The organism is Pseudomonas sp. NPDC089428, assembly GCF_044749325.1.
GTDB lineage: Bacteria > Pseudomonadota > Gammaproteobacteria > Pseudomonadales > Pseudomonadaceae > Aquipseudomonas.
The window spans coordinates 104,277-126,862 of sequence record NZ_JBIVHT010000009.1 but is presented as its reverse complement, the minus strand read 5'-3'; the positions used below and the strand labels follow the sequence as shown (position 1 = coordinate 126,862).

General features: G+C 63.9%; 20 protein-coding genes. 15 read left to right on the top strand and 5 right to left on the bottom strand.

Annotated features, from left to right (window positions below):
• The first annotated feature begins 3 nt into the window (after nucleotides 1-3).
• Nucleotides 4-1,512, top strand: a complete 1,509-nt coding sequence (locus ACIPZ5_RS18280) for a TolC family protein (RefSeq protein ID WP_400809978.1) — start codon at nucleotides 4-6, stop codon at nucleotides 1,510-1,512.
• Nucleotides 1,513-1,514: 2 nt separating this feature from the next.
• Here ACIPZ5_RS18280 and ACIPZ5_RS18275 read toward each other — a convergent pair whose 3' ends face one another.
• A complete protein-coding gene (locus ACIPZ5_RS18275) occupies nucleotides 1,515-3,152 on the bottom strand; it encodes a mechanosensitive ion channel family protein (protein WP_400809977.1) in 1,638 nt (545 codons plus the stop codon).
• 7 nt (nucleotides 3,153-3,159) lie between these two features.
• Complete coding sequence (locus ACIPZ5_RS18270) at nucleotides 3,160-4,560, bottom strand: DUF2252 domain-containing protein (RefSeq protein WP_400809976.1); 1,401 nt, start codon at nucleotides 4,558-4,560, stop codon at nucleotides 3,160-3,162.
• Nucleotides 4,561-4,793: 233 nt separating this feature from the next.
• Here ACIPZ5_RS18270 and ACIPZ5_RS18265 point away from each other — a divergent pair, with 233 nt between their 5' ends.
• The 10 genes from ACIPZ5_RS18265 to ACIPZ5_RS18220 all read left to right on the top strand — a co-directional run bounded on the left by ACIPZ5_RS18265 (nucleotide 4,794) and on the right by ACIPZ5_RS18220 (nucleotide 17,127).
• Complete coding sequence (locus ACIPZ5_RS18265; RefSeq protein ID WP_400809975.1) at nucleotides 4,794-6,308, top strand: ArnT family glycosyltransferase; 1,515 nt, start codon at nucleotides 4,794-4,796, stop codon at nucleotides 6,306-6,308.
• A 405-nt stretch (nucleotides 6,309-6,713) separates the two neighbouring features.
• Nucleotides 6,714-7,862, top strand: coding sequence for a UDP-4-amino-4-deoxy-L-arabinose aminotransferase (arnB, locus tag ACIPZ5_RS18260; RefSeq protein ID WP_400809973.1), 1,149 nt, complete (start codon nucleotides 6,714-6,716; stop codon nucleotides 7,860-7,862).
• Nucleotides 7,859-8,881 carry an undecaprenyl-phosphate 4-deoxy-4-formamido-L-arabinose transferase gene (arnC, locus tag ACIPZ5_RS18255; RefSeq protein ID WP_400809972.1) on the top strand — a complete coding sequence of 341 codons (1,023 nt, stop codon included), beginning with the start codon at nucleotides 7,859-7,861 and terminating at the stop codon, nucleotides 8,879-8,881. The genes arnB and arnC overlap by 4 nt, the downstream gene beginning before the upstream one ends.
• Nucleotides 8,878-10,884, top strand: coding sequence for a bifunctional UDP-4-amino-4-deoxy-L-arabinose formyltransferase/UDP-glucuronic acid oxidase ArnA (gene arnA / locus ACIPZ5_RS18250; RefSeq protein WP_400809971.1), 2,007 nt, complete (start codon nucleotides 8,878-8,880; stop codon nucleotides 10,882-10,884). The genes arnC and arnA overlap by 4 nt, the downstream gene beginning before the upstream one ends.
• A complete protein-coding gene (arnD, locus tag ACIPZ5_RS18245; RefSeq protein ID WP_313711962.1) occupies nucleotides 10,884-11,768 on the top strand; it encodes a 4-deoxy-4-formamido-L-arabinose-phosphoundecaprenol deformylase in 885 nt (294 codons plus the stop codon). The genes arnA and arnD overlap by 1 nt, the downstream gene beginning before the upstream one ends.
• Nucleotides 11,765-13,414 carry a lipid IV(A) 4-amino-4-deoxy-L-arabinosyltransferase gene (gene arnT / locus ACIPZ5_RS18240; protein ID WP_400809969.1) on the top strand — a complete coding sequence of 550 codons (1,650 nt, stop codon included), beginning with the start codon at nucleotides 11,765-11,767 and terminating at the stop codon, nucleotides 13,412-13,414. The genes arnD and arnT overlap by 4 nt, the downstream gene beginning before the upstream one ends.
• Entirely contained in the window at nucleotides 13,411-13,755 is a 345-nt protein-coding gene (arnE, locus tag ACIPZ5_RS18235) for a 4-amino-4-deoxy-L-arabinose-phosphoundecaprenol flippase subunit ArnE (RefSeq protein ID WP_261939922.1), read from the top strand. The genes arnT and arnE overlap by 4 nt, the downstream gene beginning before the upstream one ends.
• A complete protein-coding gene (gene arnF / locus ACIPZ5_RS18230) occupies nucleotides 13,752-14,165 on the top strand; it encodes a 4-amino-4-deoxy-L-arabinose-phosphoundecaprenol flippase subunit ArnF (protein ID WP_313711959.1) in 414 nt (137 codons plus the stop codon). The genes arnE and arnF overlap by 4 nt, the downstream gene beginning before the upstream one ends.
• Entirely contained in the window at nucleotides 14,162-15,535 is a 1,374-nt protein-coding gene (locus tag ACIPZ5_RS18225; protein WP_400809967.1) for a UDP-glucose dehydrogenase family protein, read from the top strand. The genes arnF and ACIPZ5_RS18225 overlap by 4 nt, the downstream gene beginning before the upstream one ends.
• A complete protein-coding gene (locus ACIPZ5_RS18220; RefSeq protein WP_400809966.1) occupies nucleotides 15,535-17,127 on the top strand; it encodes an ArnT family glycosyltransferase in 1,593 nt (530 codons plus the stop codon). The genes ACIPZ5_RS18225 and ACIPZ5_RS18220 overlap by 1 nt, the downstream gene beginning before the upstream one ends.
• Before the next feature lie 3 nt (nucleotides 17,128-17,130).
• On the opposite strand, the gene ACIPZ5_RS18215 is transcribed toward ACIPZ5_RS18220, so the two are convergent.
• A complete protein-coding gene (locus ACIPZ5_RS18215; protein ID WP_400809965.1) occupies nucleotides 17,131-17,460 on the bottom strand; it encodes a hypothetical protein in 330 nt (109 codons plus the stop codon).
• Nucleotides 17,461-17,604: 144 nt separating this feature from the next.
• Between ACIPZ5_RS18215 and ACIPZ5_RS18210 the strand changes: the two genes are divergently transcribed.
• Entirely contained in the window at nucleotides 17,605-18,300 is a 696-nt protein-coding gene (locus ACIPZ5_RS18210; protein ID WP_400809963.1) for an ATP-binding cassette domain-containing protein, read from the top strand.
• Entirely contained in the window at nucleotides 18,297-19,091 is a 795-nt protein-coding gene (locus ACIPZ5_RS18205; protein WP_261939928.1) for an ABC transporter permease, read from the top strand. Before ACIPZ5_RS18210 ends, ACIPZ5_RS18205 begins: the two co-directional genes overlap by 4 nt.
• 10 nt (nucleotides 19,092-19,101) lie before the next feature.
• On the opposite strand, the gene paaX is transcribed toward ACIPZ5_RS18205, so the two are convergent.
• Nucleotides 19,102-20,025 (bottom strand): phenylacetic acid degradation operon negative regulatory protein PaaX, encoded by a 924-nt coding sequence (gene paaX / locus ACIPZ5_RS18200; RefSeq protein ID WP_261939929.1) that lies wholly within the window; start codon nucleotides 20,023-20,025, stop codon nucleotides 19,102-19,104.
• A gap of 77 nt (nucleotides 20,026-20,102) precedes the next feature.
• The gene (gene paaY / locus ACIPZ5_RS18195; RefSeq protein ID WP_400809960.1) at nucleotides 20,103-20,702 is read right to left on the bottom strand and encodes a phenylacetic acid degradation protein PaaY; all 600 of its coding nucleotides are present in this window, start codon (nucleotides 20,700-20,702) and stop codon (nucleotides 20,103-20,105) included.
• 280 nt (nucleotides 20,703-20,982) lie between these two features.
• On the opposite strand from paaY, the gene paaF reads away from it, so the two are divergent.
• Both paaF and paaG read left to right on the top strand, forming a co-directional pair.
• Nucleotides 20,983-21,756 (top strand): 2,3-dehydroadipyl-CoA hydratase PaaF, encoded by a 774-nt coding sequence (paaF, locus tag ACIPZ5_RS18190; protein ID WP_261939931.1) that lies wholly within the window; start codon nucleotides 20,983-20,985, stop codon nucleotides 21,754-21,756.
• A 38-nt stretch (nucleotides 21,757-21,794) separates the two neighbouring features.
• Nucleotides 21,795-22,586, top strand: a complete 792-nt coding sequence (gene paaG / locus ACIPZ5_RS18185; RefSeq protein WP_400809958.1) for a 2-(1,2-epoxy-1,2-dihydrophenyl)acetyl-CoA isomerase PaaG — start codon at nucleotides 21,795-21,797, stop codon at nucleotides 22,584-22,586.

The window sequence follows — 22,586 nt, the reverse complement described above, 5'->3', positions numbered from 1 at the left end:
CCTATGTCAGTATCGACCTTGAAAGCCCTGGGCAGCTTCGCTGCCGTCAGCGTCCTGCTCAGCGCCTGCTCGAACTTCGAGCCTAAACCCTACACCGAAGACGAAATGCGCCAGCGGGTCATCGAAGACCAGGCGCGCATGTACAAGGAGCAGGAGCCCGTCAACGGGCCGATCACGTTCTACGAAGCTTCGGCCCGTGCGCTGAAATACAACCTCGATTACCGCCTGAAACTGCTGGAAAGCGCGCTGGCTTCCGACCTGCGCGATGTCTCCAGCCACGAGATGCTGCCGCGCCTGGTGGCCTCGGCCGGTTACGCCGGGCGTAACAACGACTCTGGCGGCACTTCCATCGGCATTCAGGATCGCCAGGTCAGCTTGCGCCCGTCCACGTCCGAGGAGCGTTATCGCACGTTGTACAGCCTTGGTTTGTCATGGAGCCTGCTGGACTTCGGCGTCGCCTACTTCCGCACGCAGCAGAAGAACGACCAGATCCTGATGGCCGAGGAGCGCCGCGAAAAGGTCGCGCAGAACGTGCTGCAGGACGTGCGCAATGCCTACTGGCGCGCCCTGGGCGCCCAGCGCCTGCTGCCCGAAGTGGACGGTTTGCTGATGCGCACCCACCGCGCCCTGACCGCGGCACGTGAAGCCGAAGGTAAAGGCCTGCTGCCACGCCAGGACATCCTCGCCTACCAGCGCGCCCTGCTCGATTCGGTCTACATGCTGACCGTGCGCCGCCAGGACCTGGAATTCGCCCGCGCCGAACTCGCCGCGCTGATGTCGCTGCCCCCCAATACGCGCATGGTCCTGGCCGACAGCAGCGAGCCGCCGCTGCCCTTGCTCGATGGCAATGTGGAAAAACTGGAGCGACTGTCCCTGGAGCGCCGGCCGGAAATCATGGAAGAGTGGTACCGCAAGCGTGTCAGCATGAACGACCTGAAGATCGCCAAGGCCCAGTTGTGGCCAAACGTGAGCTTCAACTACGGCTACGAGTACGACTCCAACAAGTACCTGTACAACAGCGACTGGAACCAGACCGGTATCAATGTATCGATGAACCTGCTGCGCCTGCTGCAATACCCCGACATCACCGCAGCGGAAAAAAGCCAGGAAAAGACCGATGACATGCGCCGCACCGCCTTGTCCATGGCCATCCTCACCCAGGTGCGTGTGGGCCTGCTGCGCTATCAGCTGGCACGTCAGGAGGTCGAGTTTGCCGACGAAAGCCTGCGCGTCGACCGCAGCCTGCTCGATTACGCGCAATCGTCGCGAAGCGCGGCATTGGGTAGCGAACTGGAACTGATCCGCGCCGAAGGGCGCCTGCTGCTGTCGCGGTATCAGCGGGAGGCGGCCTACTCCGATGCCCAGGCTGCCTGGGGGCGCTTGTACAACTCGGTCGGTTTCGAGGTCATGCCCAAGCAGATCGAACAGCATGACGTGAAGACGCTGGCCCGGGAAATCCAGCACACCGTGGAGCAACAGACCCGGGACAACCTCCTGGCAGCAGACCGATAGGCCTAGCTCGATGTCCGGTCATCCGGCCCATCCACTGGCGGACGGGCCGGGGCCGAATACCATTTCTCCCGCGGTACCCATTTGTCCTTGGACGGGTCTTCCTGATAGTGCGGCGACATGATCTGGATGCCGTAGGCGTTGAACCCGTCCTGGATGTTCGCATGCAGCATGCTCAGCAGCTCTGCCCGGGGTTTCGGCTGCTCTGGCGTCGCCCGGGCTACCAGGCGGTATTCAGGGTAGAAGTCGGACAGCCCGGTCTGGAACACCTGGGGCCTGGGGGTGCTCAGGATGCCCTCGGTGCGCTCTGCCGCCTCGATCAGGATCGCCTCCACCTGGCGCCAGGGGGTGTCGTAGCCGATCGTCACCACAGTGTCGACAACATAGCCACTGCCCTGGCCAACCCTTGAGTAGTTCTTGGTTACCGACCCGGTAATCATCGAGTTCGGCAACGTCAGCACCTCACCCAGCCCGGTGCGAATGGTGGTGTTGAACATGCCCACCTCGGTCACCGTGCCCTCATGCTCGCCCACGCGCACGTACTCGCCCACCTTCAGCGTGTGCGAGTAGGTCAGGATCAACCCGGCAGCCGCCTGCCCCACCACGCTGGACGCACCCAGGGAAATCATCAGGCCGAGCAGCACCGACAGCCCCTTGAAGGCATCCGTACCCGCGCCCGGCAGGTACGGATAGGCCATGACCAGCGCGAACAGCCAGATCGCCAGCGAGGTCAGGCGCGTGGTCGGCTGCAGGGTTTCCGCCGTCAGCCACTTGAGCGTGCCGGGCCGCGCCAGGCGTTCGAGCAGGCGGCGGCTGAAAGCGCTGACGCCCCGCGCAATGAAAAAGATCATCAGGGCCACGGCGATACCCGGGATGGCATTGACCACGCCATCCATCACCAACCTGAACAGGTCGAACAGATAAAGATTGAGGCTTTCGCCCCACGGCCGGGTATACGGGAAGCGCGACAGCACGTAGCTCAGCCATTCGTAGCTCAGCAGCAGGACCACACCCCAATACAGCAAGCGCAACAAACGATCGATGAAGAAGTACACGTACTGCATGTCGAACAGCGACAGTTGCCCGACCTTGATCTCCCTTGCCCGGCTGCGCATCAAGGCGGGCAGCAAGGCACGCAGCTTGAGACGGGCGAAATTCGCACCCTTGATCAATACCAGGTAGATCAGCGTGGCCAGCAACGACAAACCGGCCGCTGTCAGCAGAAAGTGCAGGCTGCGCGCCTGCCGGGTCTCATCGATCACCTGCTGCAGGTTCGCCACTGCCCGCTCGGCAGCCGCGCGGGTATCGCCGCCCTCCACCCCCAGGTCCTGCGGCGCAACGATGAAGGCACGCCGGCCAGCCAGGATGACCAGCTGGCTATTGAGGATCGGGTCGATGCGCACTTGCAAGTCATCGGTACCCTGCAGTGTTTCATCGATCACCGCGGCCGCCCGCTGAACCCTGCTGGCCGGGGTTTCGCCGAGCAGGGTCGCCTGCAAGGTGATGATCGTGCGGTTGGCCACCCGCAGTTCGGCCGGGACGCCTGGAACACCGTCGGTTGCGTTGCCCGCCGCTTCGCTGGCGTTCGCCACCCCGGCAAGCAGGCACCCTGAAAGCAACAGCCATTTGAGCAGGCCTGTCATCGCACCGTCATTCCTCTTCGTTGATCACTTTCACCCGCCCCGAACGCGCTGCCTTGAGCAGTTTTTCATGGTCACGTTCGGTCTGGTCGGCATACAGCAGCGCAAAATCGCCGAGGGCCTGGTCGAACACGTCGCTCTTGCCCAGGTAACCGGTGATGGTCGCGGCATCGCCGGACTTGGCGTGGGCGCGTGCCAGGGTCATGCCGCAGAAATCGGCATAGCGCTCAAGTTGCGTGGTGTTGATGTGTTCCAACGGCACCGACATCTTCATGTCGCGCAATTGCCGGACAAAAAAGTCGTACCCCTCCGGGCCCCTGACCCAACCCAGGAAGATGTCGCTGGACGATTGCATCAAGCGCTGCCCCATCACCACCCGCTGACCCTGGTTGTCGTACTGGCTCTTGCCCGCATAGGGTTCCAGCACCGAGCGGCAGGACTCCTTGAACTGCAGGATCAATGGGTGATTTTCCTCGGAAAACAACAGCGCGATATAGCAGCGGGTGCCCACGCTGCCGATGCCCACGACCTTGAGCGCGGCATCCACCAGGCGATAGCGGTCGAGCAATACCCGGCGCTCGTCCGACAGGCTCAGCCGGTACGCATGCAGGCCGCTGCGCACACGCTCGAAGAAATCCGGCGCATCGACATGCTGGATGACCGGTGGCTGGTCGACGATGCGCGGCTGCCCCCCGACCTGCCCGGCGATCTTCGGAAATACGCTTTCCATCACGCGCTCACGGGCGCGGGCGAACAGTTGCTGGCGGAACTTGCGGGCCTTGGCGTCCGGTGCGGTGTCCAGCAACGTTTGCGCGTCCAGCCGCGAGTACCAGACCTCCAGCGGTTTCATCTTCGAAAAACGCCGCAGGTGCTCACGGTAGGCCCGGGCGCAGGCAACAGCGACTTTGTGCGCTTGCGCGTCGACCGCCCCATTGTCGCGGGCCGCCACGGCAAAGCTGGCGACCAGCCGCTTGATATCCCATTCCCACGGCGCCGGCAGGGTTTCGTCGAATTCGTTGAGGTCGAACACCAGGTTGCGTTCGGGAGTGGCGAAGAGGCCAAAATTGAGCAGGTGGCAGTCGCCACAGGCCTGCACGTTGACCCCGATGTTTGGCCCCTGGGCCAGGTCATGGGCCATCAGCGCTGCCGAGCCGCGCAGGAAGGTGAACGGGCTGTGCAACATGCGCCCGTAGCGGATCGGCACCAGGTCCTGCAGGCGGTCGCGGTTGGACTTTTCCAGCAGGGCAATGACGTTGCGCTGGCGGGCAGGCTTCCATTTGCCATGGCTCTCTCGCGGCACCGCGACGCGCAAGCGCTTGCCGTCGGCGACACGCTCCTCGCGGGCGCGGAAAACCTGGTTCGGTACACTGTCGTCTTTGTGCTTTCGAGCAGCTGCACGTCGGGATGCCATGATGCGATCGACTCCTCTGGAATAAATCACTGCCCGCCCGCGAAGAACCAACGAAAGAACGGGGTCGGGCCGTCCACCTGCATCACCCGCGCCCACGCCGGGCGGTTTTGACGTAAATACATATAAGCATCTCCCAGCTCACTGCCCCGCAACTTTTTCACCAATTCTTCACTGTCCCCGTACTTTTCCCTGCCTAGGATTCGCCGACAATTTGCCTGCCCGCAGAGTCAACCATGAATCTGAAGCGTACCGATCAACGCGCGTTGCTGTTGTTGCTGGCCGTCACCGCCCTGCTATTGATGCTCGGCCTGGGCAGCCGCGAATTGTGGGGGGCGGAAACCCGTTGGGCCAACATCTCCCTGCAGATGCTGCAAAGCGGAGACTATTTTGACCCGTACCTCAAGGGCGGCGCCTATTACGACAAGCCACTGCTGTCCTACTGGCTGATCACTGCCAGCGCCTGGCTGACCGGCGGCCTGGGGCCTTGGTCGCTGCGCCTGTCCTCGGTCGTCGCGGCGTGGTTGAGCGTGTGGTTGACCTACCTGCTCGGCGAGCGCCTGTTTCGCAAAGGTACCGGCCTGGTCGCCGGCTGGATGCTGGCCACGACCTTCTACTTCGTGTTCTGGGCAAGGGTCGCCACCGCCGACATCCTGACGGTGTGTGGGGTGCTGGCGGCGGTCTGGTGGTATTGCCGGGGGCCGGACGACACCCGCTTCTGGCGCTACGTCGGGTTCTTCGGGCTGCTGGCGCTGACGTCGCTGTTCAAGGGCCTGATCGGCTTCATCCTGCCCGGCCTGGTGTTGCTGCCGCATCTGCTGGGTCAAGGCCGCTGGCGTCGCCATCTGAACCTGCGCCTGTTGGCGGCGCTGCTGCTGGCCGGAGCACTTTATATGCTGCCGTTTCTGCTTTCGCACCTGTACGGCGCGCCAAACTACGGCGAGAGCGGCCTCGGGCTGGTGCTACGGGAGAACGTGGTGCGGTTTTTCCAGCCTTTCGACAACCTCGGGCCGATCTACACCTACCTGGTGTACCTACCGGTCTACACCCTGCCCTGGGCGCCTTGCTGGATCATTGCCTTGTGGGTCGCACTGCGCCATTGGCGGCACATCGAGCCGGATACCCGCTGGCTGGTCCAGGGGCTTGGCCTGCTCATGCTGTTCTTCACCGCCAGTGGCAGCCGGCGCAGCTACTATGTGCTGCCGCTGGTACCGTTCGCGCAGCTATTGGGTGCCTGGTGGATCACCCAGCGAATGGCCGTGGGCAAAGCCTCTGCGCGCAACCTTCGCGCCGGTTTCGCGGTGACTGCGCTGTTGCTGCTGGCGGTGCTGGGCATTCTGGTGCCCTGGAGCAATGGTGGCGGTGGCGTGATCCGTTTCGGTGAGGCTGTACGTGAACAGGCGAGCCGCCGTGCGCCGCTGGCGCAGTGGCAACTGGTCATGGTCGAGGTGGACAACAAGGTGCCCCTGTACCTGCAGACAGGCGGCGCCCCCTTCCATTATGTGGCGCAGACCGAGGATTACCCACGCAGTGGCGACACCGCCAGCCTGATGGCCTGGCTGGAGCGCACCAGCGGCAGGCACTGGGACCCGCAGCGCACGATCATCGTCGCGCATTACCGCCACGGCGAGGCACCACCCTTTGGCTACCTGGAAAGCGATCACCAGGTCGTCACCACCCACCCCAGCCGTGGCGAGCAGTGGCTGCACGCCCGCGACGAGCAAAGCGTGGCCTATATTCCCAACGCCTAGGTCAGTCTCCCGGCTCGCCCGTAAACCTGTAAGTAACGTCGACTTTCAGGTCAACTAAACACACCGTTTAAACCCACCCAAATGGGTGTTTTGTGAATATTAAATTAATGTTCAGGCATACACTTAGATAGAAACCTGAACCTGAGCTGTCTGTGCTTGCAATGTCATGCGCAGGCGACTTATTTTTTATACTTCTTTCACAAAAACGGGCATACCCTTAACAGGATAAGTCACTGACAATCACTACGGCATGGATGACTGAACCCCTCAGAAAAACCTGACTTGACGCAACACACCCGCTTTTAGCCCGTGCACTTGATGCAAAAATCCACTTTGCGTCTACGCTGGCAATTGAACCAATAAAATCAATGGGTTCTGTCACTTTCCTGTATTACCGAGGTGCTCATGAGTGAGGCGTTTCTCCCTTTCTCTCGTCCTAGTATGGGCGACGAGGAAATTGCGGCTGTCGAAAAGGTCCTGCGTTCGGGCTGGATCACTACCGGGCCCCAGAACCAGGCACTTGAAGAGCAGTTCGCGCAGTACGTCGGTTGCCGCCATGCGGTCGCCCTGTCATCGGCCACTGGCGGGATGCACATCGCCTTGCTGGCACTGGGCATAGGCCCTGGGGACGAAGTCATCACCCCGTCGCAGACCTGGGTGTCCACGGCCAACATGATTTCCCTGCTCGGCGCCACACCGGTGTTCGTCGATGTCGACCGCGACACCCTGATGACCGACGCGTCGCGCATCGAGGCGGCCATCACCCCACGGACCAAGGCCATCATCCCGGTGCACTACGCCGGCGCGGCCTTCGACCTCGACCCACTGTACGCACTCGCCGACAAGCATGGCATCGCCGTCATCGAAGACGCCGCCCATGCCGCCGGCACCCGTTACAAGGGCCGCCATGTCGGTGCCCGTGGCACGGCGATCTTCTCGTTCCATGCGATCAAGAACATGACCTGCGCCGAAGGCGCGATGTTCGTCAGCGACGACGAAGCCCTGGCCAGCCGCGTGCGCATGCTCAAGTTCCACGGCCTGGGTGTCGACGCCTACGACCGCATGACCCACGGCCGCAAACCCCAGGCCCAGGTCATCGAGCCCGGTTTCAAGTACAACCTCGCCGACATCAATGCCGCCATTGCCCTGGTGCAACTCAAGCGCCTGGACGCCATCAACGCCCGCCGCACCGAGCTGGCCGGCCACTACCAGCAACGCCTGGCAGGCCTGCCGGTGCAGCCTCTGGCCGTGCCGGACTACCCGCAGCAGCACGCCTGGCACCTGTACATCCTGCGCATCGACAGCGAACGGTGTGGCCTGGACCGCGAAGCCTTCATGAAAGGCCTGCAAGAGCAAGGCATCGGCACCGGTATCCACTTCATCGCCACCCACCTGCACACCTGGTACCGCCAGCGTGATCCGCAGCTCTCGCTGCCAAACACCGAATGGAACTCGGCACGGCTGTGCTCCATTCCGTTGTTCCCCGACATGACCGACCAGGACCTCGACCGGGTCGTCAACGCCATTGAACAGCTTGTGGGAAATCGCTCGTGAGACCTTACCCGATTCATTGCGTATCCATCGTCATCCCGGTCTACAACGAGCAGGAAAGCCTACCCGAACTGCTGCGCCGTACGGGCGCTGCCTGCCAGCAACTGCGTCATCCTTATGAAATCGTGCTGGTCGACGACGGCAGCCGCGACAACTCGGCGCATATCCTCGAAGAGGCCGCGCAGGCCGAGAACAGCCCCTTCGTGGCAGTCATCCTCAACCGCAACTACGGCCAGCACGCGGCGATCATGGCCGGTTTCGAGCAGTGCAAGGGCGATGTGGTGATCACCCTCGACGCCGACCTGCAAAACCCACCGGAAGAAATCCCGCGCCTGGTCGCCGAAGCCGAACGTGGCTTCGACGTGGTCGGCACGGTACGCAGCAACCGCCAGGATTCGGCCCTGCGCCGCTGGCCGTCGAAGGTGATCAACTACGCCGTCAAGCGCTCCACCGGCGTGGCCATGAGCGACTATGGCTGCATGCTGCGCGCCTACCGGCGCACGGTGATCGACGCCATGCTCGCCTGCCGCGAGCGCAGCACCTTCATCCCGATCCTGGCCAACAGCTTCGCGCGCCACACCACCGAAATCCTGGTGACCCACGCCGAACGTGAACACGGCGATTCGAAATACAGCCCGATGCGCCTGATCAGCCTGATGTTCGACCTGATCACCTGCATGACCACCACGCCATTGCGCCTGCTGAGCATTGTCGGGTTCAGCATGGCCGCGCTCGGCGTGCTGTTCGCCTTGGCGCTGATCGTGCTGCGCCTGGCGTTCGGCCCAGGCTGGGCCGGTAACGGCCTGTTCGTGCTGTTCGCCGTGCTGTTCGTGTTCACCGGTGGCCAGTTCATCGGCATGGGCCTGCTTGGCGAGTACCTGGGGCGCATGTACAGCGACGTGCGCGCCCGCCCGCGATTCTTCATCGAAAAAGTGCTGCGCAGCGGCCCGCCGCCTGTGCCGGCACAGAACGTCACCGTTGATGGTTTCAATTCCTCTACTTCTGGTCAGGTTCACTCATGAGTGCAAAAACAGTTGTCTTCGCTTACCACGACATCGGCTGCGCCGGCATTGAAGCCCTGCTCGACAGCGGCTATGACATCGCAGCGGTGTTCACTCATGCCGACGATCCCAAGGAAAACACCTTCTACGCCTCGGTCGCACAGCTGTGTGCGCGCAAAGGCATCCCGGTGCATGCGCCGGAGGACGTCAACCACCCGCTGTGGGTCGAGCGCATCAGCCAGCTGGACCCCGACTTCCTGTTCTCGTTCTACTACCGCAACCTGCTGAGCGAACCGCTGCTGGCCACCGGCCGCAAAGGCGCCTTCAACCTGCATGGCTCGCTGCTGCCGCGCTACCGTGGCCGCGCGCCAGCGAACTGGGTGCTGGTCAACGGCGAGACCGAAACCGGCGTTACCCTGCACCGCATGGTCAAGCGCGCCGATGCCGGTGCCATTGTCGCCCAGCTGCGGGTGGCCATCGAACGCAGCGACACCGCGCTGAGCCTACATGGCAAGCTGCGCGCTGCCGCCGCCGACCTGCTGCGCGACACCTTGCCCAACCTGCGCCAGGGCAAGTTCAGCGAAACGCCACAGGATGAGGCCAAGGCCACGGTATTCGGCCGTCGCACCGCGGCCGATGGCCGCCTGGACTGGCAGCAGCCGGCTGAAACCCTGTTCAACCTGGTACGAGCGGTGACCCAGCCCTACCCTGGCGCCTTCTGCCAGGTCGGTGAGCACAAGCTGATCGTCTGGAGCGCCGACGTGGTCAAGGGCAACGATGGCCTGGCCCCGGGCCGGGTGATCAGCACCGACCCGCTGCGCATCGCCTGTGGCCAGGACTCGCTGGTGATCAGCGCCGGCCAGCGCAACGATAACGGCTTGTACCTGAGCGGCCCGCAACTGGCCAACGAGCTGGGCCTGGTCGAAGGCTCGCTGCTGCGCGGTGCCGATGCCCGGCGGAGCACCCGCCGCACCCGGGTATTGATACTCGGTGTCAACGGCTTCATCGGCAACCACCTGTCCGAGCGCCTGCTCAGCGACGAGCGCTACGAGGTTTACGGCCTGGACATCGGCTCCGATGCCATCGAGCGCCTGCGCAGCCACCCACGCTTCCACTTCGTCGAAGGCGATATCAGCATCCACTCCGAGTGGATCGAGTACCACATCAAGAAGTGCGACGTGGTGCTGCCGCTGGTGGCCATCGCCACGCCGATCGAATACACCCGCAACCCGCTGCGCGTGTTCGAGCTGGACTTCGAAGAAAACCTGCGCCTGGTGCGCTACTGCGTCAAATACAACAAGCGCGTGATCTTCCCGTCGACCTCGGAAGTCTACGGCATGTGCCAGGACCCGAACTTCGATGAAGACACCTCCAACCTGGTGGTCGGCCCGATCAACAAGCAGCGCTGGATCTACTCGGTGTCCAAGCAGTTGCTCGACCGGGTCATCTGGGCCTATGGCCAGAAAGGCCTGAACTTCACCCTGTTCCGCCCGTTCAACTGGATGGGCCCACGCCTGGACCGCCTGGACTCCGCGCGCATCGGCAGTTCGCGGGCCATTACCCAGCTGATCCTCAACCTGGTGGAAGGCACGCCGATCCGCCTGTTCGACGGTGGCGAGCAGAAGCGCTGCTTCACCGACATCGCCGACGGCGTCGAGGCCTTGGCGCGGATCATCGACAACGACAATGATGCCTGCAACGGCCAGATCATCAACATCGGCAACCCGGACAACGAAGCCAGCATCCGCCAGTTGGGCGAAGAGCTGCTACGCCAGTTCGAAGCCCACCCGCTGCGCAGCAACTTCCCGCCGTTCGCCGGTTTCCGCGACGTCGAGAGCAAGGCGTTCTACGGCGGCGGCTACCAGGACGTGTCCCACCGCAAGCCGAGCATCGCCAACGCCAAGCGCCTGCTGAACTGGGAGCCGACCGTGGAGATGCGCGAGACCATCGGCAACACGCTGGACTTCTTCCTGCGTGAAGCGATGCGTGAAATCGAGGCCCGTCCGGCAGAAGAAGCACGCTGATGCAGGCAGGGTTGCGCATCGATGTCGATACCTACCGCGGCACCCGTGAAGGTGTGCCGCGCCTGTTGGAGCTGCTCGACGAGGCGCAGGTCAAGGCGACGTTCTTCTTCAGTGTCGGACCGGACAACATGGGGCGCCACCTGTGGCGCCTGATCCGCCCGCAGTTCCTGTGGAAGATGCTGCGCTCCAATGCCGCCGGGCTGTACGGCTGGGACATTCTCCTGGCCGGCACCGCCTGGCCCGGCAAGCCGATTGGCCGCGACCTCGGGCACCTGATGCGTCAGGCCCGTGCCGCCGGCCACGAGGTCGGCCTGCACGCCTGGGACCACCACGGCTGGCAGGCCAATGCCGGGCGCTGGAGCATGGCGCAACTGACCGAGCAGATCCGTCAGGGCGTCGACACCCTCAGTGACATCCTCGGTGCACCGGTCGAGTGTTCGGCCGTCGCCGGTTGGCGCGCGGACGAGCGGGTGATCGAGGCCAAGCAGGCGTTTGGTTTTCGCTACAACAGCGATTGCCGAGGTACCGGCCTGTTTCGCCCTCGCCTGGCCGACGGCTCGCCAGGGGCGCCACAGATTCCGGTGGACCTGCCGACCTTCGACGAGGTCGTCGGCCCGCAGGTGGCTGCCGCGCACTTCAACGATTTCATCCTGGGGCGCTTCCGCCCGCAGGCACTCAACGTCTACACCATCCATGCAGAGGTAGAAGGGATTCTGATGGCCCAGGATTTTCGCCACTTGCTGGCCGATGCACGCCAGCGCCAGATTGCGTTCAAACCATTGGGCGAGTTGCTCCCCGCCTCGCTCGACACCTTGCCCGTTGCCAGTGTGCAGCGCGGCACCCTGCAAGGCCGTGAGGGCTGGCTGGGAGTGCAAGGCTCATGAGCAGACGATGGACGCTACCGCTGCTGTTGGGGCTGTTCCTGCTCGCCTACCTGCTGCCACTGGGCGGCCATGGCTTGTGGATCCCCGACGAAACCCGCTATGCCCAGGTCAGCCAGGAGATGCTGCTGACCGGCAACTGGATCTCGCCCCATTTCATGGGGCTGCGCTACTTCGAAAAACCCGCCGCCGGCTACTGGATGATCGCCCTCAGCCAGGGGCTGTTCGGCCAGAACCTGTTCGGCGTGCGTTTTGCCTCGGCGCTGAGCGTCGGCCTGAGCCTGATCCTGTGCTACCTGGTGGCACGCCGCCTGTGGAACGACCCGCGCAAGAGCCTGGTGTGCACCCTGCTCTACATGAGCTTGTGCGTGGTGGTGGGCCAGGCGGGCTATGCCAACCTCGATCCGCAGTTCACCCTGTGGGTCAACCTCAGCCTGGTAGCCCTGTGGTTCGCCCTGGACAGCCGCAGCAATGGCCAGCGCCTTGCCGCCTGGGCAGTGCTGGGGCTGGCCTGTGCCATGGGTTTCATGACCAAGGGCTTTCTCGCCTGGCTGCTGCCGGTGCTGATCGCGTTGCCGTGGATGCTCTGGCAGAAGCGCTGGCGTGAACTGCTGGTGTACGGGCCGGTTGCCGTCGTGGTGGCGATCCTTGTCAGCCTGCCCTGGGTGCTGGCCGTGCATGCCCAGGAGCCGGACTACTGGCGGTTCTTCTTCTGGCATGAGCACATCCGCCGGTTTGCCGGTGACGACGCCCAGCACAGCGCCCCCTGGTGGTACTACCTGCCGCTGCTGGTGGCCTACAGCCTGCCTTGGATCGGCATGCTGCCGACGTCCCTGAAACAGGCCTGGCAGAGCCGTACCCAACCCAGGATCGTGTTTCTGCTGCTGTGGCTGCTGATGCCGCTGCTGTTCTTCAGCCTGAGCAAGGGCAAGCTGCCGACCTACATTTTCCCCTGCCTGCTGCCATTGGCCCTGCTGATAGGCCATGCCCTGGAGGACCGGCTGCGCCTGCAGCAAGGCCGTGCACTGGGCATCAACGGCTGGATCAACGTGGCGCTGGGCGTGGTCGCCTTGATCGCCCTGGCCTGGCTGCAACTGAAAAAGCCCGTGTACGAACACGAACTGAGCAGCCTGCTGCTGATGTGCGTGGCGTTGGCAGGCTGGACCGTCGCCAGCCTGGCCCAGGCCCTGTCGCCGCTGCGCTGCTGGGCGGCTCCGGTGCTGGGTAGCCTGTTGTTGATGGCCCTGCTGCCGGCGGCCCTGCCCAAGTCGGTGGAGGGCAACAAGATGCCCGACCAGTTCATCCTGCAACACCTTGACGAGCTGTCCGGCGCCACCCACCTGCTGAGCAACGACCTCGGCGCAGCGTCGGCGCTGGCCTGGCGCCTGCAAAAACCGAACGTGGCGTTCTACAACACAGTCGGTGAGCTGAAGTACGGCCTGGCTACCCCAGAAGGCCATGGGCGCCGGTTGAACGACAAGCATGTGCGCCAATGGGTCGACGACGCCCGCCTCAGCGGCACGGTTGCCGTGGTGATGCGGGTCAAGGGTGCAGATGAGCAGCGTGAACTCGGCCTGCTGCCCGACGATGGCACCCGCTACGAACAGGGCAAGATGGTGATCCTGATTCTGCCCAGAGTCGCACCATGAGCTGGCTGCTGCTGTTGACGGCTTGCCTGCTGACCTGCCTGGGCCAGGTGGCGCAGAAGTTCGCCGTGGAAAGCTGGCGTGGGCAAACGGGGCCGTGGACGGACAAATTGCGCTCGCCCTGGCTGTGGCTGGCCCTGCTCGCCCTCGGCAGCGGTTTGTTGGTCTGGCTACTGGTCCTGCAGCGCATGGAAGTGGGTATCGCCTATCCGATGCTCAGCCTGAATTTCGTGGTGATCACCCTGATCGCCCGCTTCGGCTTCCATGAACCGGTCGATCGCCGCCACTGGCTGGGCGTAGCCCTGGTCATCGCCGGCGTGGCCCTGCTGGGGCAGCAATCATGAACCAGCGCCTTGGCATCGCCTTCGCCCTGGGCAGCGTGCTGCTGGTCAGCACCGCCCAACTGGCCATGCGCTGGAGCATGACCCGCCTGCCGCAACCCGGCCAGTGGTTGTCGACATTGACCAGCCAGGGCGTCGATACCCTCGCCGTGGCCGTGGTGCTGGCGGCGATCGCCGCCTATGGTCTGTCGATGCTCTGCTGGTTGCTGGCCCTGCGTGACCTGCCGTTGGGCCGGGCCTACTCGCTGCTGAGCCTGAGCTACGCCCTGGTCTACCTGCTGGCGGCCAGCCTGCCGCTGTTCGACGAATCCTTCAGCTTGAGCAAAACACTGGGCGTGGCACTGGTCATGCTCGGGGTCATTACTATCAATACGCGTCCGGCCCGTTCGCCCGCATTAAGGAGTGCTCCATGAAAATTACAGTGTTTGGTAGCGGGTACGTCGGCCTGGTGCAAGCCGCAGTGTTGGCCGAGGTCGGCCATGATGTGGTGTGCATGGATATCGATGAGAAGAAGGTCGAGTTGTTGCGCCAAGGCCATGTCAGCATCTTCGAGCCAGGCCTTTCGAGCCTGGTGCGCGAAGGCCTGGACGGTGGTCGGCTGCAATTCACCACGGATGAAAAGGTTGCCGTCGAACACGGTCGCGTCGCCTTCATTGCCGTCGGCACGCCCTCCTGCGCAGATGGCTCGGCGGACCTCAAGTATGTGCTGTCGGTCGGCGACGCGGTCGCCCGCCACCGCCACGACCCGCTGATCCTGGTGGAAAAGTCGACCGTTCCGGTCGGCACCGGTGACACCCTGCGCGCCCACATCAATAGCGCGCTCGGTGGCCGCGAACTGCGAGTCGATATCGTCTCCAACCCGGAGTTCCTCAAGGAAGGCTCGGCCGTGGCCGATTGCCGCCGGCCGGACCGCATCGTCATCGGTTGCGAAGGTGAAGACGTGCGTGACGTCATGCGCGACCTTTACGCTCCATTCAACCGCAACCACGACCGCATCATGTTCATGGACCTGCGCAGCGCCGAGCTGACCAAGTACGCCGCCAACTGCATGCTCGCCACCAAGATCAGCTTCATCAACCAGATCGCCGAGCTGGCCGAACACCTGGGGGCCGATATCGAGTCGGTGCGCCAAGGCATCGGTGCCGACACCCGCATTGGTTACCACTTCATCTACCCAGGCTGCGGCTATGGCGGCTCGTGCTTCCCCAAGGACATGCGCGCACTGATCCACAGTGCCGAGCAGGTGCATTGCTCCAGCGACCTGTTGCAGGCGGTCGAGGCGATCAACGAGCGGCAGAAGCACAAGCTGTTCGACCGTATCGATGCGTTCTACAACGGCGACCTGGCCGGCAAGACCTTTGCTGTGTGGGGCCTGGCGTTCAAGCCCAACACCGACGACATGCGCGATGCCCCCAGCCGCGTGCTGCTTGAGTCGCTGTTTGCTGCCGACGCCAACGTGCGCGCCTTCGACCCTGAAGCCATGCAGGAAACCCAGCACCTGTACCCGGATGAAGAGAAGTTGATGCTGATGGGCACGCCGGAATCGGTATTGTCCGGCGCCGATGCGCTGATCATCTGCACCGAATGGCAGCAGTTCAAGGCGCCGGATTTCGACCTGATTCAGCAACGTCTGAAGGCACCGGTGATCTTCGACGGGCGCAACCTGTACGACGCCGAGCGCCTGTCGCGCAAAGGGTTCAAGTACTTCCCGATCGGCCGCGGCGATTCCTGCCAGTTGCCGATCGCCCCGCAACTGCCTCGTCAGGGTTCAAAAGCGGCGTGATGGCACTGTCCCTGACCGTTCGCCGGCAGTCACTGCTTGCAGGGCTGCTGGCGCTGCTGCTGTTCTGCGCCGGGGTGTATGGGCAAGCGCCGATCGGCTTCGACTCGCGCTTCGTGCTGTTCGCCCAGGAGATGCTGCGCCATGGGCCAACCGTGTTCCCCACCACCTATGGGCAACCCTACGCCGACTACACCTCGCTCTCGACGCTGTTCATCTGGCTGTTGTCACTGCCGTTCGGCGCGGTCAACGGCCTGACGGCTTGGCTGCCCAGCGCCATCGCCGGCGCGCTGATCGTCACCCTGATGTACCGGCTGCTGGCGCCATTCTCGCTGCGTTGGGCGTGGAGCAGCATTGCCTTGCTGCTGCTGACCGTCACCTTCGTCAGCGAAGTCCGCGCGGTGTCGCAGGACCTGATGCTGGCGGCCGTCGCCTTCAGCGTGTTCTATCTGGGTTATGCCCACGACCAGCGGGGCGCCGGGCGCCGCTGGCCGCTGGTGTTCGGCCTGTTGCTGCTGGGTTTCGGCATTCGTGGGCCGATTGGCCTGGTGGTGCCGACCGGCATCCTGTGCAGCTACTACCTGCTCACCGGCCAATGGCGACGGTTGCTGCTGTTTGGGGCGCTGGCCAGCCTGCTGCTGGTTGCCAGTGTCGGCCTGTTGCTGTGGATGGCGAAGGTCAGCGGTGGCCAGGCGTTTCTCGATGACGTGATTCGCATGCAGTTCATGGGGCGCATGGACGGCAGCGAGGGCGCCAGCAGCGCGCTGTACTACTTCACCAGCTCGCTGGGCAACTACGCACCGGCCTACCCACTGGCAATCCTGGCATTGCTGGCCACCTGGCTGGGCCGTGCGCGTCTGCAGGGGCCAACGCTGCGCCTGGTCGGTTACTGTTCGGCTGGCGCACTGCTGGTCATGCTCGGGCTGTCGATCCCTTTGGCCAAGAAGGCCCGCTACCTGCTGCCGATGCTGCCGATGGTGGCGATCATCGCCGCGTACCCGTTCCAGGTGGCCCAGGGGCGGCTGTTTGCCGGGTTGCGGGGGGCAATCCAGGGCCTCTGGCTGCTGACGCCGGGGTTGATGATGGTCGCCTTGCTGGTGGCTCAGCGCCGCTTCCCCGGGGACATTGGCGGCATCACGGTGCTGATGGTAGTGCTGGCGGCCTTGCAGCTGTGGGCATTGTCGCGCCTGGTGCAGCCACGCTGGCGTGCCGAGGTCATGGCTGGCTGCGCGGTCATGGCGTTGTGGCTGGTGTATGTCGCGGTATTCGAACCTGTTGAGCGTCGCCTGTACGACACCCGCAGCTTCACCCAGGCAGTGCTCGAACAGGTTTCGCAGCAACCGGCTCCACTGGTACTTCACCGGTTGGGCCAGGATGCCAAGGCCATCAAGTTCATGGTCAACCTCGACCAGGACATGCAACCACTGTTCACCGAAACACCCGCGCAACTCCAGGCCTTGCAGCGGCCTGCCTGGCTGATGATGGATCAGCGCGACTTCCAGGCCTTGCAAGGGACACCGCTGCAAGCGCTACAGCCACGCCTGCGCGGGCGCTTCGATAACAACGACTATGTGCTGATGTACCTTGGGCAGTGACGATCAGTGGGGGTCTGGCCATGACTTGCGCGTGCGCAAGCGCTCGTGATAACGGCCGCCCAATGCGCCTCCCCACGGCATGATCAGGCCGATCACCAGCAGCACGAGCAACAGCGTGAACCCTTCGAACGGGCTGAAGAACTCCAGCACAGCGCAACCCAGGGTCGCCAGTAGCCCCAGGATGATCAACGCATCCGGCTTTAGCACCGGGCAGTCGCTGCTCGCCACTGAGGGGTGCAGGAACCCCACCAGCCATAGGTAAAGCCAGCTGACCACGGATGCAATGAACAACGCCAAGAACAACAAATGATGGCCAAACATCGAAGTGTGCATGCTCGGAAACCCTGTTCAAGTAAACGCCTTGCGTTACCGTGGATTTAAGCCATCCAACATGAAAGTTCTGTCAAAAAAACCTGACCTGAAGCCTGCGCCGCTTAAAATGTCATTTTTCCCATTCGATGCCAAGGAACCCTTCTAGTGAAAGGCCCGCAGAACGCTCGCGCCGAGGCTGTCTTGCTCGAAGCCAGGCAATTGGGCCGGGTCGATCTGCAGCGCCAGGCCACGCTGCTGAAGCCAACCGACTTGTCCCTGCACGCCGGCGAACGTATTGCACTCACCGGCGCGTCAGGTTCGGGCAAGAGTGTCTTGCTGCGCGCCCTTACCCTGCTGGATGCGCCCAGCTCTGGTGAAGTGCTGTGGCTCGGCGAACCGGTAACCCCGCCCCTGATACCGCACTTTCGCTCCAGGGCCTGCTACCTGACCCAACGTGCCGCGCTGGTGGAGGGCAGTGTCCTGGATAACCTGCGCCTACCCTTCACGCTCAAGCACAACCGCCAGTACCGCTTCGATGCAGCCACGGCGGCGCGCTGCCTGGACCTGGCCGGCAAACCACGCGGTTTTCTCGACAAGGCCGGTATCGACTTGTCCGGTGGCGAGGCGCAGCTGGTCGCCCTGGTGCGGGCGCTGCTGCTGGCACCCCAGGTACTGTTGCTCGATGAGCCGACCTCGGCCCTCGACCCGCAATCGGTCGCCGCCGTTGAAGCGCTGGTCATGAACTGGCTGGGCGAATCGCCCAACGCTCGCGCGTTCCTGTGGATTACCCACGACCCTGAGCAAGCCCGGCGCATCAGCACGCGTACATTGACCATGCACCAAGGCGCCCTGTCGACATGAACTATCACAACCTTGCCTACACCGACGTGGCGATTGCCGCTGCGCTGATCCTGGTCAACGGCCTGCTTTCGCTGTTGCTGAAACTGCAACTGGAGCGCCAGTTGCTGTGGGCGTCGCTGCGCACCATCACCCAACTGCTGGCCATCGGCTATATCCTCGGCTGGGTGTTCCAGCATGCCCAGTGGTACATCGTGCTACCGCTGATGCTCAGCATGACCCTGATCGCCGGCTATTCAGCGGCAGGCAGGGGCCAGCATCGCCATCGGGGCCTGCTGGCCGACAGCGTGCTGTCGGTGGGGCTGAGTGCCTGGCTGGTCACGGCCATCGGCCTGTTCGTGGTGCTGCGGGTGCGCCCCTGGTACGAGCCGCAATACGCCATTCCCATTCTGGGCATGATCCTCGGCAATACCTTGACCGCCGTTGCCTTGGGCATCGACCGCATGACCCGTGAACTGAGCGCCCAGCGCCCGGTCGTGGACATGATCCTGTCGCTCGGCGGCACGCGCTGGGAGGCGGCTCGCGCGGCGGCGAGCCAGGCGCTGAAGGCCGGCATGATGCCGACGCTGAACCAGATGTCGGTGGTAGGCATCGTCAGCCTGCCAGGCATGATGACCGGGCAGATACTGGCTGGGCAGGCACCGGGGGACGCCGTGCGCTACCAGATCGTGATCATGTTCCTGATAGCCGCAGCGTCGGCGCTGGGCACGGTGTGCGCCGTGCTGCTGACGTTCAACCGGCTGTTTTCACCCGCTCACCAGTTCATGGCCCATAAGCTGGCCACGCGCCGTTGAGCGGCCAACGTCAGGCCAGGCCGCCAAAGCGCCGGTAGAAACTTTCGTTGACGTCTGGCAATGGCCCGTCGGCGGTTTCCAGGGCGCTGGCGAGCCAGGTTTCCGCCTTGGCACATACCAGCCGATACAGGTTGCGACACAGCTGGCGGGCTGCGCGGCCTTCCCAGTCACCGGGCAGCAGTTCGTCCGGCAGTTGCGGGTCGCGCAGCAGCAAGCGGCGGTACTCGTGGATCAGCAAGGTGCGCGCCAGGAAGCAATCCTGGGCCTCCAGCTCGTCCTGCTCTTTCAGGCTCTGCCACAGTGGCCGGAACAGCTGGATGAAGTCGCTGTACTGCTGGCCGAGTTCGTCGATGCGCCAGCTTTCCCGTACCTGCGCGCGCATGGCCTTGGAGGCCAGCACTTCCTGGGTGTGGGTTTCGAAGACGATGCTGTCGTCGCTGGCTTCCAGCTCCCGCAAGGTGGCGGCCAGGTCAGCGCGATCGGCCCTGGGGCAGCCCAGCAGGTTCGGCGCCATGGCCCCGAAGCCCTGCCATTCCAGCTCTTCGCGCACGGTCTTGCGCTTGCCGGCATCCAGCTGGGACAGCAACACCAGTGTCCAGGCGCCGTCCCAAGCCGGCTGGCTCGGGCTGTAGACGCGCTTGAAGGCCTTTTCAAAACGCCGCCGCCCGGTGCCGGTCAGGCTGTAGTAACTGCGCCGCCCTACCTTTTCGGCGGTCAGCCAGCCTTCCTTGGTCAGGCGGAAGATCGAGGTGCGGATCAACCGTTCGTTGATCCCGATCGGCTCCAGCAGGTTGATCAGGCTGCCCAGCCAGACCGTGCCGCCATGGGGTTCGATGGCATCACCGTAGAGGGTGATGATCAGCGAACTGGCGCGGATCGGGGTCTGCTCCTGGAAGCGGGTGATCAGGTTGTTCAGCGGAACGAGGTTGCTCATGGACGAACTGCGCGCATTGAAAGCACCGACTATACCTGTGCGACGGGTCGCCTGACCATGGCGCGACGCCGGCAGGTTCATGCGCCCGCCTCGCCTTTGGGCCTGAAGCCACCGTCACCCATGCGCGGGCGCTGCCCTTCGGCTGCACTCAGCGGTGGGCATTCTACCATCGTCGCCATGCAGCGCTGGCTCAGGCGCTGGTACTCGGCGGTGCCGCGCTGCTTCCAGCTCACTTCCTGCTCGGTCAGCGGGCGCTTGACCTGGGCTGGCGCACCCATCACCAGGCTCTGCTCGGGGCACTCGAAGCCTGCTTTGACGAAGGCCGTGGCGCCGACGATGCAGCGTGGCGCGATGTACGCGGCGTCCATGACCACGGCATTCATGCCGATCAGCGCGTCTTCGCCCACGCGGCAACCATGCAGCACCGCGCCGTGGCCGACATGGCCATTGCGCTCGATCACCGTGTCACCACCCGGGAAGCCATGCATGACGCAGGTGTCCTGCAGGTTCGCCCCTTCTTCCAGCACGATGCGCCCGAAATCGCCGCGCAGGGACGCCAGCGGGCCAACGTAGCAGCGCGGGCCGACGATGACATCACCGATCAGCACGGCACTGGGGTGCACATATGCAGTGGGGTCGACCACCGGGGTCAGGCCGTCGAGTCGATAGCAAGGCATGTCTTTACTCCAATAATTTCTATGTTGATACATTTTTGTGTATCGCAATCAGATGAACTGCCGAACCGAGCCAAAGCCGCTCTTGTTCTGCTTTGCAGCCATATCCTGGTAACCCTCAACATAAAACGAGATACGTAAAAACACAATTGCTATTGCATTGGTGTATCACATGGTGCTTATACTGATTGCACCTTGGCAGGCGCCCGCGCCGCCCCTGCAGACAATTCCAATAAATGCCGGCCACCCTGAAGTGCCGTGCGAGCAGCCTGAGGACCCCGACATGCCTCGTTTCATCGATGTGCAGGCCCCTGAACACGGCGTTCGCCTGCTCACCCTGCAACGCCCGGAAGCGCTCAACGCCCTGTGCACCGAATTACTGGCAGAGCTTGCCGCAGCCCTGGCCGATGCGGATGCCGACCCACTGACCTGCGCGGTGGTCATTACCGGCAGCCGCAAGGCCTTTGCCGCCGGCGCCGACATCCGCGAGATGGCCGAGCGCGATCTGGTCGGCATCCTCAATGACCCGCGCGTCGCCCACTGGCAACGTATCGCCGCCTTTACCAAGCCCCTGATCGCTGCCGTCAACGGTTACGCCCTGGGTGGCGGCTGCGAGCTGGTGATGTGCGCCGACATCGTGATCGCCGCTGACGACGCCCGCTTCGGCCAGCCAGAAATCAACCTCGGGATCATCCCCGGCGCCGGTGGCACCCAGCGGTTGTTGCGTGCCGTGGGCAAGCCGCTGGCCATGCAGATGGTCCTGACCGGTGAGCCCATCACTGCCCGCCACGCCCTGCAGGCCGGCCTGATCAGCGAAATCAGCCAACCTGAACTGGCCGTCGAACGTGCGCTGCAGGTCGCCCGCAGCATCGCCGCCAAGGCCCCGCTGGCGGTGCGCCTGGCCAAGGAAGCCCTGCTCAAGGCCGGCGACACCGACCTGGCCAGTGGCCTGCGCTTCGAGCGCCATGCCTTCACCTTGCTGGCCGGTACCGCCGACCGTGACGAAGGCATTCGCGCCTTTCAGGAAAAACGCCCAGCCCGGTTCAAAGGCTGCTGAACCGCCCTCTTCCCATCGACTGATCGAGCGAGTCCGTCATGACTTTCGAGCACATTGTGTTTTCCATCGAGGACGGCGTGGCCTTCCTCGCGCTGAACCGCCCCGAGCAGCTGAACAGTTTCAACACGCAGATGCACCTGGAAGTGCGCGAAGCCCTCAAGCAGGTACGCCAGAGCAGCGAGGCCCGGGTCCTGTTGCTGACCGGTGAAGGCCGCGGCTTCTGCGCCGGCCAGGACCTGTCCGACCGTAACGTCGCACCCGGTGCGGCCATGCCCGACCTGGGCGAGTCCATCGAGCGGTTCTACAACCCGCTGGTGCGCACCCTGCGCGACCTGCCACTGCCGGTGATCTGCGCCGTCAATGGCGTGGCCGCCGGTGCCGGCGCCAACATTCCGCTGGCCTGCGACCTGGTGCTGGCCGCCCGCTCGGCAAGCTTCATCCAGGCGTTCTGCAAGATCGGCCTGGTGCCCGATTCCGGCGGTACCTGGCTGCTGCCACGGCTGGTCGGCATGGCCCGGGCCAAGGCATTGGCCATGCTCGGCGAGCGCCTGAGCGCGGAGCAGGCCGAGCGCTGGGGCCTGATCCACCGAGTGGTCGACGATGCCGAGTTGCGTGACGAGGCCCTTGCCCTCGCCCGCCACCTGGCCAGTCAGCCAACCTACGGCCTGGCCCTGATCAAGCGCAGCCTCAACGCCAGCTTCGACAACGGCTTTGACCAGCAGCTCGAGCTTGAACGTGACCTGCAACGGCTGGCCGGGCGCAGCGAGGACTACCGCGAAGGCGTCAGCGCCTTCATGAACAAGCGCACCCCTGCATTCAAAGGCCGTTGA

Bases quoted from the DNA above. Each gene is read 5' to 3' on its own strand.
- arnF (WP_313711959.1), top strand. From the start codon at position 13,752: ATGAACCAGCGCCTTGGCATCGCCTTCGCCCTGGGCAGCGTGCTGCTG.
- ACIPZ5_RS18265 (WP_400809975.1), top strand. From the start codon at position 4,794: ATGAATCTGAAGCGTACCGATCAACGCGCGTTGCTGTTGTTGCTGGCC.
- ACIPZ5_RS18215 (WP_400809965.1), bottom strand. From the start codon at position 17,460: ATGCACACTTCGATGTTTGGCCATCATTTGTTGTTCTTGGCGTTGTTC.
- ACIPZ5_RS18270 (WP_400809976.1), bottom strand. From the start codon at position 4,560: ATGGCATCCCGACGTGCAGCTGCTCGAAAGCACAAAGACGACAGTGTA.
- ACIPZ5_RS18280 (WP_400809978.1), top strand. From the start codon at position 4: ATGTCAGTATCGACCTTGAAAGCCCTGGGCAGCTTCGCTGCCGTCAGC.
- paaG (WP_400809958.1), top strand. From the start codon at position 21,795: ATGACTTTCGAGCACATTGTGTTTTCCATCGAGGACGGCGTGGCCTTC.
- ACIPZ5_RS18225 (WP_400809967.1), top strand. From the start codon at position 14,162: ATGAAAATTACAGTGTTTGGTAGCGGGTACGTCGGCCTGGTGCAAGCC.
- ACIPZ5_RS18205 (WP_261939928.1), top strand. From the start codon at position 18,297: ATGAACTATCACAACCTTGCCTACACCGACGTGGCGATTGCCGCTGCG.
- paaX (WP_261939929.1), bottom strand. From the start codon at position 20,025: ATGAGCAACCTCGTTCCGCTGAACAACCTGATCACCCGCTTCCAGGAG.
- arnB (WP_400809973.1), top strand. From the start codon at position 6,714: ATGAGTGAGGCGTTTCTCCCTTTCTCTCGTCCTAGTATGGGCGACGAG.
- ACIPZ5_RS18220 (WP_400809966.1), top strand. From the start codon at position 15,535: ATGGCACTGTCCCTGACCGTTCGCCGGCAGTCACTGCTTGCAGGGCTG.
- arnE (WP_261939922.1), top strand. From the start codon at position 13,411: ATGAGCTGGCTGCTGCTGTTGACGGCTTGCCTGCTGACCTGCCTGGGC.
- ACIPZ5_RS18275 (WP_400809977.1), bottom strand. From the start codon at position 3,152: ATGACAGGCCTGCTCAAATGGCTGTTGCTTTCAGGGTGCCTGCTTGCC.
- arnT (WP_400809969.1), top strand. From the start codon at position 11,765: ATGAGCAGACGATGGACGCTACCGCTGCTGTTGGGGCTGTTCCTGCTC.
- paaY (WP_400809960.1), bottom strand. From the start codon at position 20,702: ATGCCTTGCTATCGACTCGACGGCCTGACCCCGGTGGTCGACCCCACT.
- arnD (WP_313711962.1), top strand. From the start codon at position 10,884: ATGCAGGCAGGGTTGCGCATCGATGTCGATACCTACCGCGGCACCCGT.
- paaF (WP_261939931.1), top strand. From the start codon at position 20,983: ATGCCTCGTTTCATCGATGTGCAGGCCCCTGAACACGGCGTTCGCCTG.
- arnA (WP_400809971.1), top strand. From the start codon at position 8,878: ATGAGTGCAAAAACAGTTGTCTTCGCTTACCACGACATCGGCTGCGCC.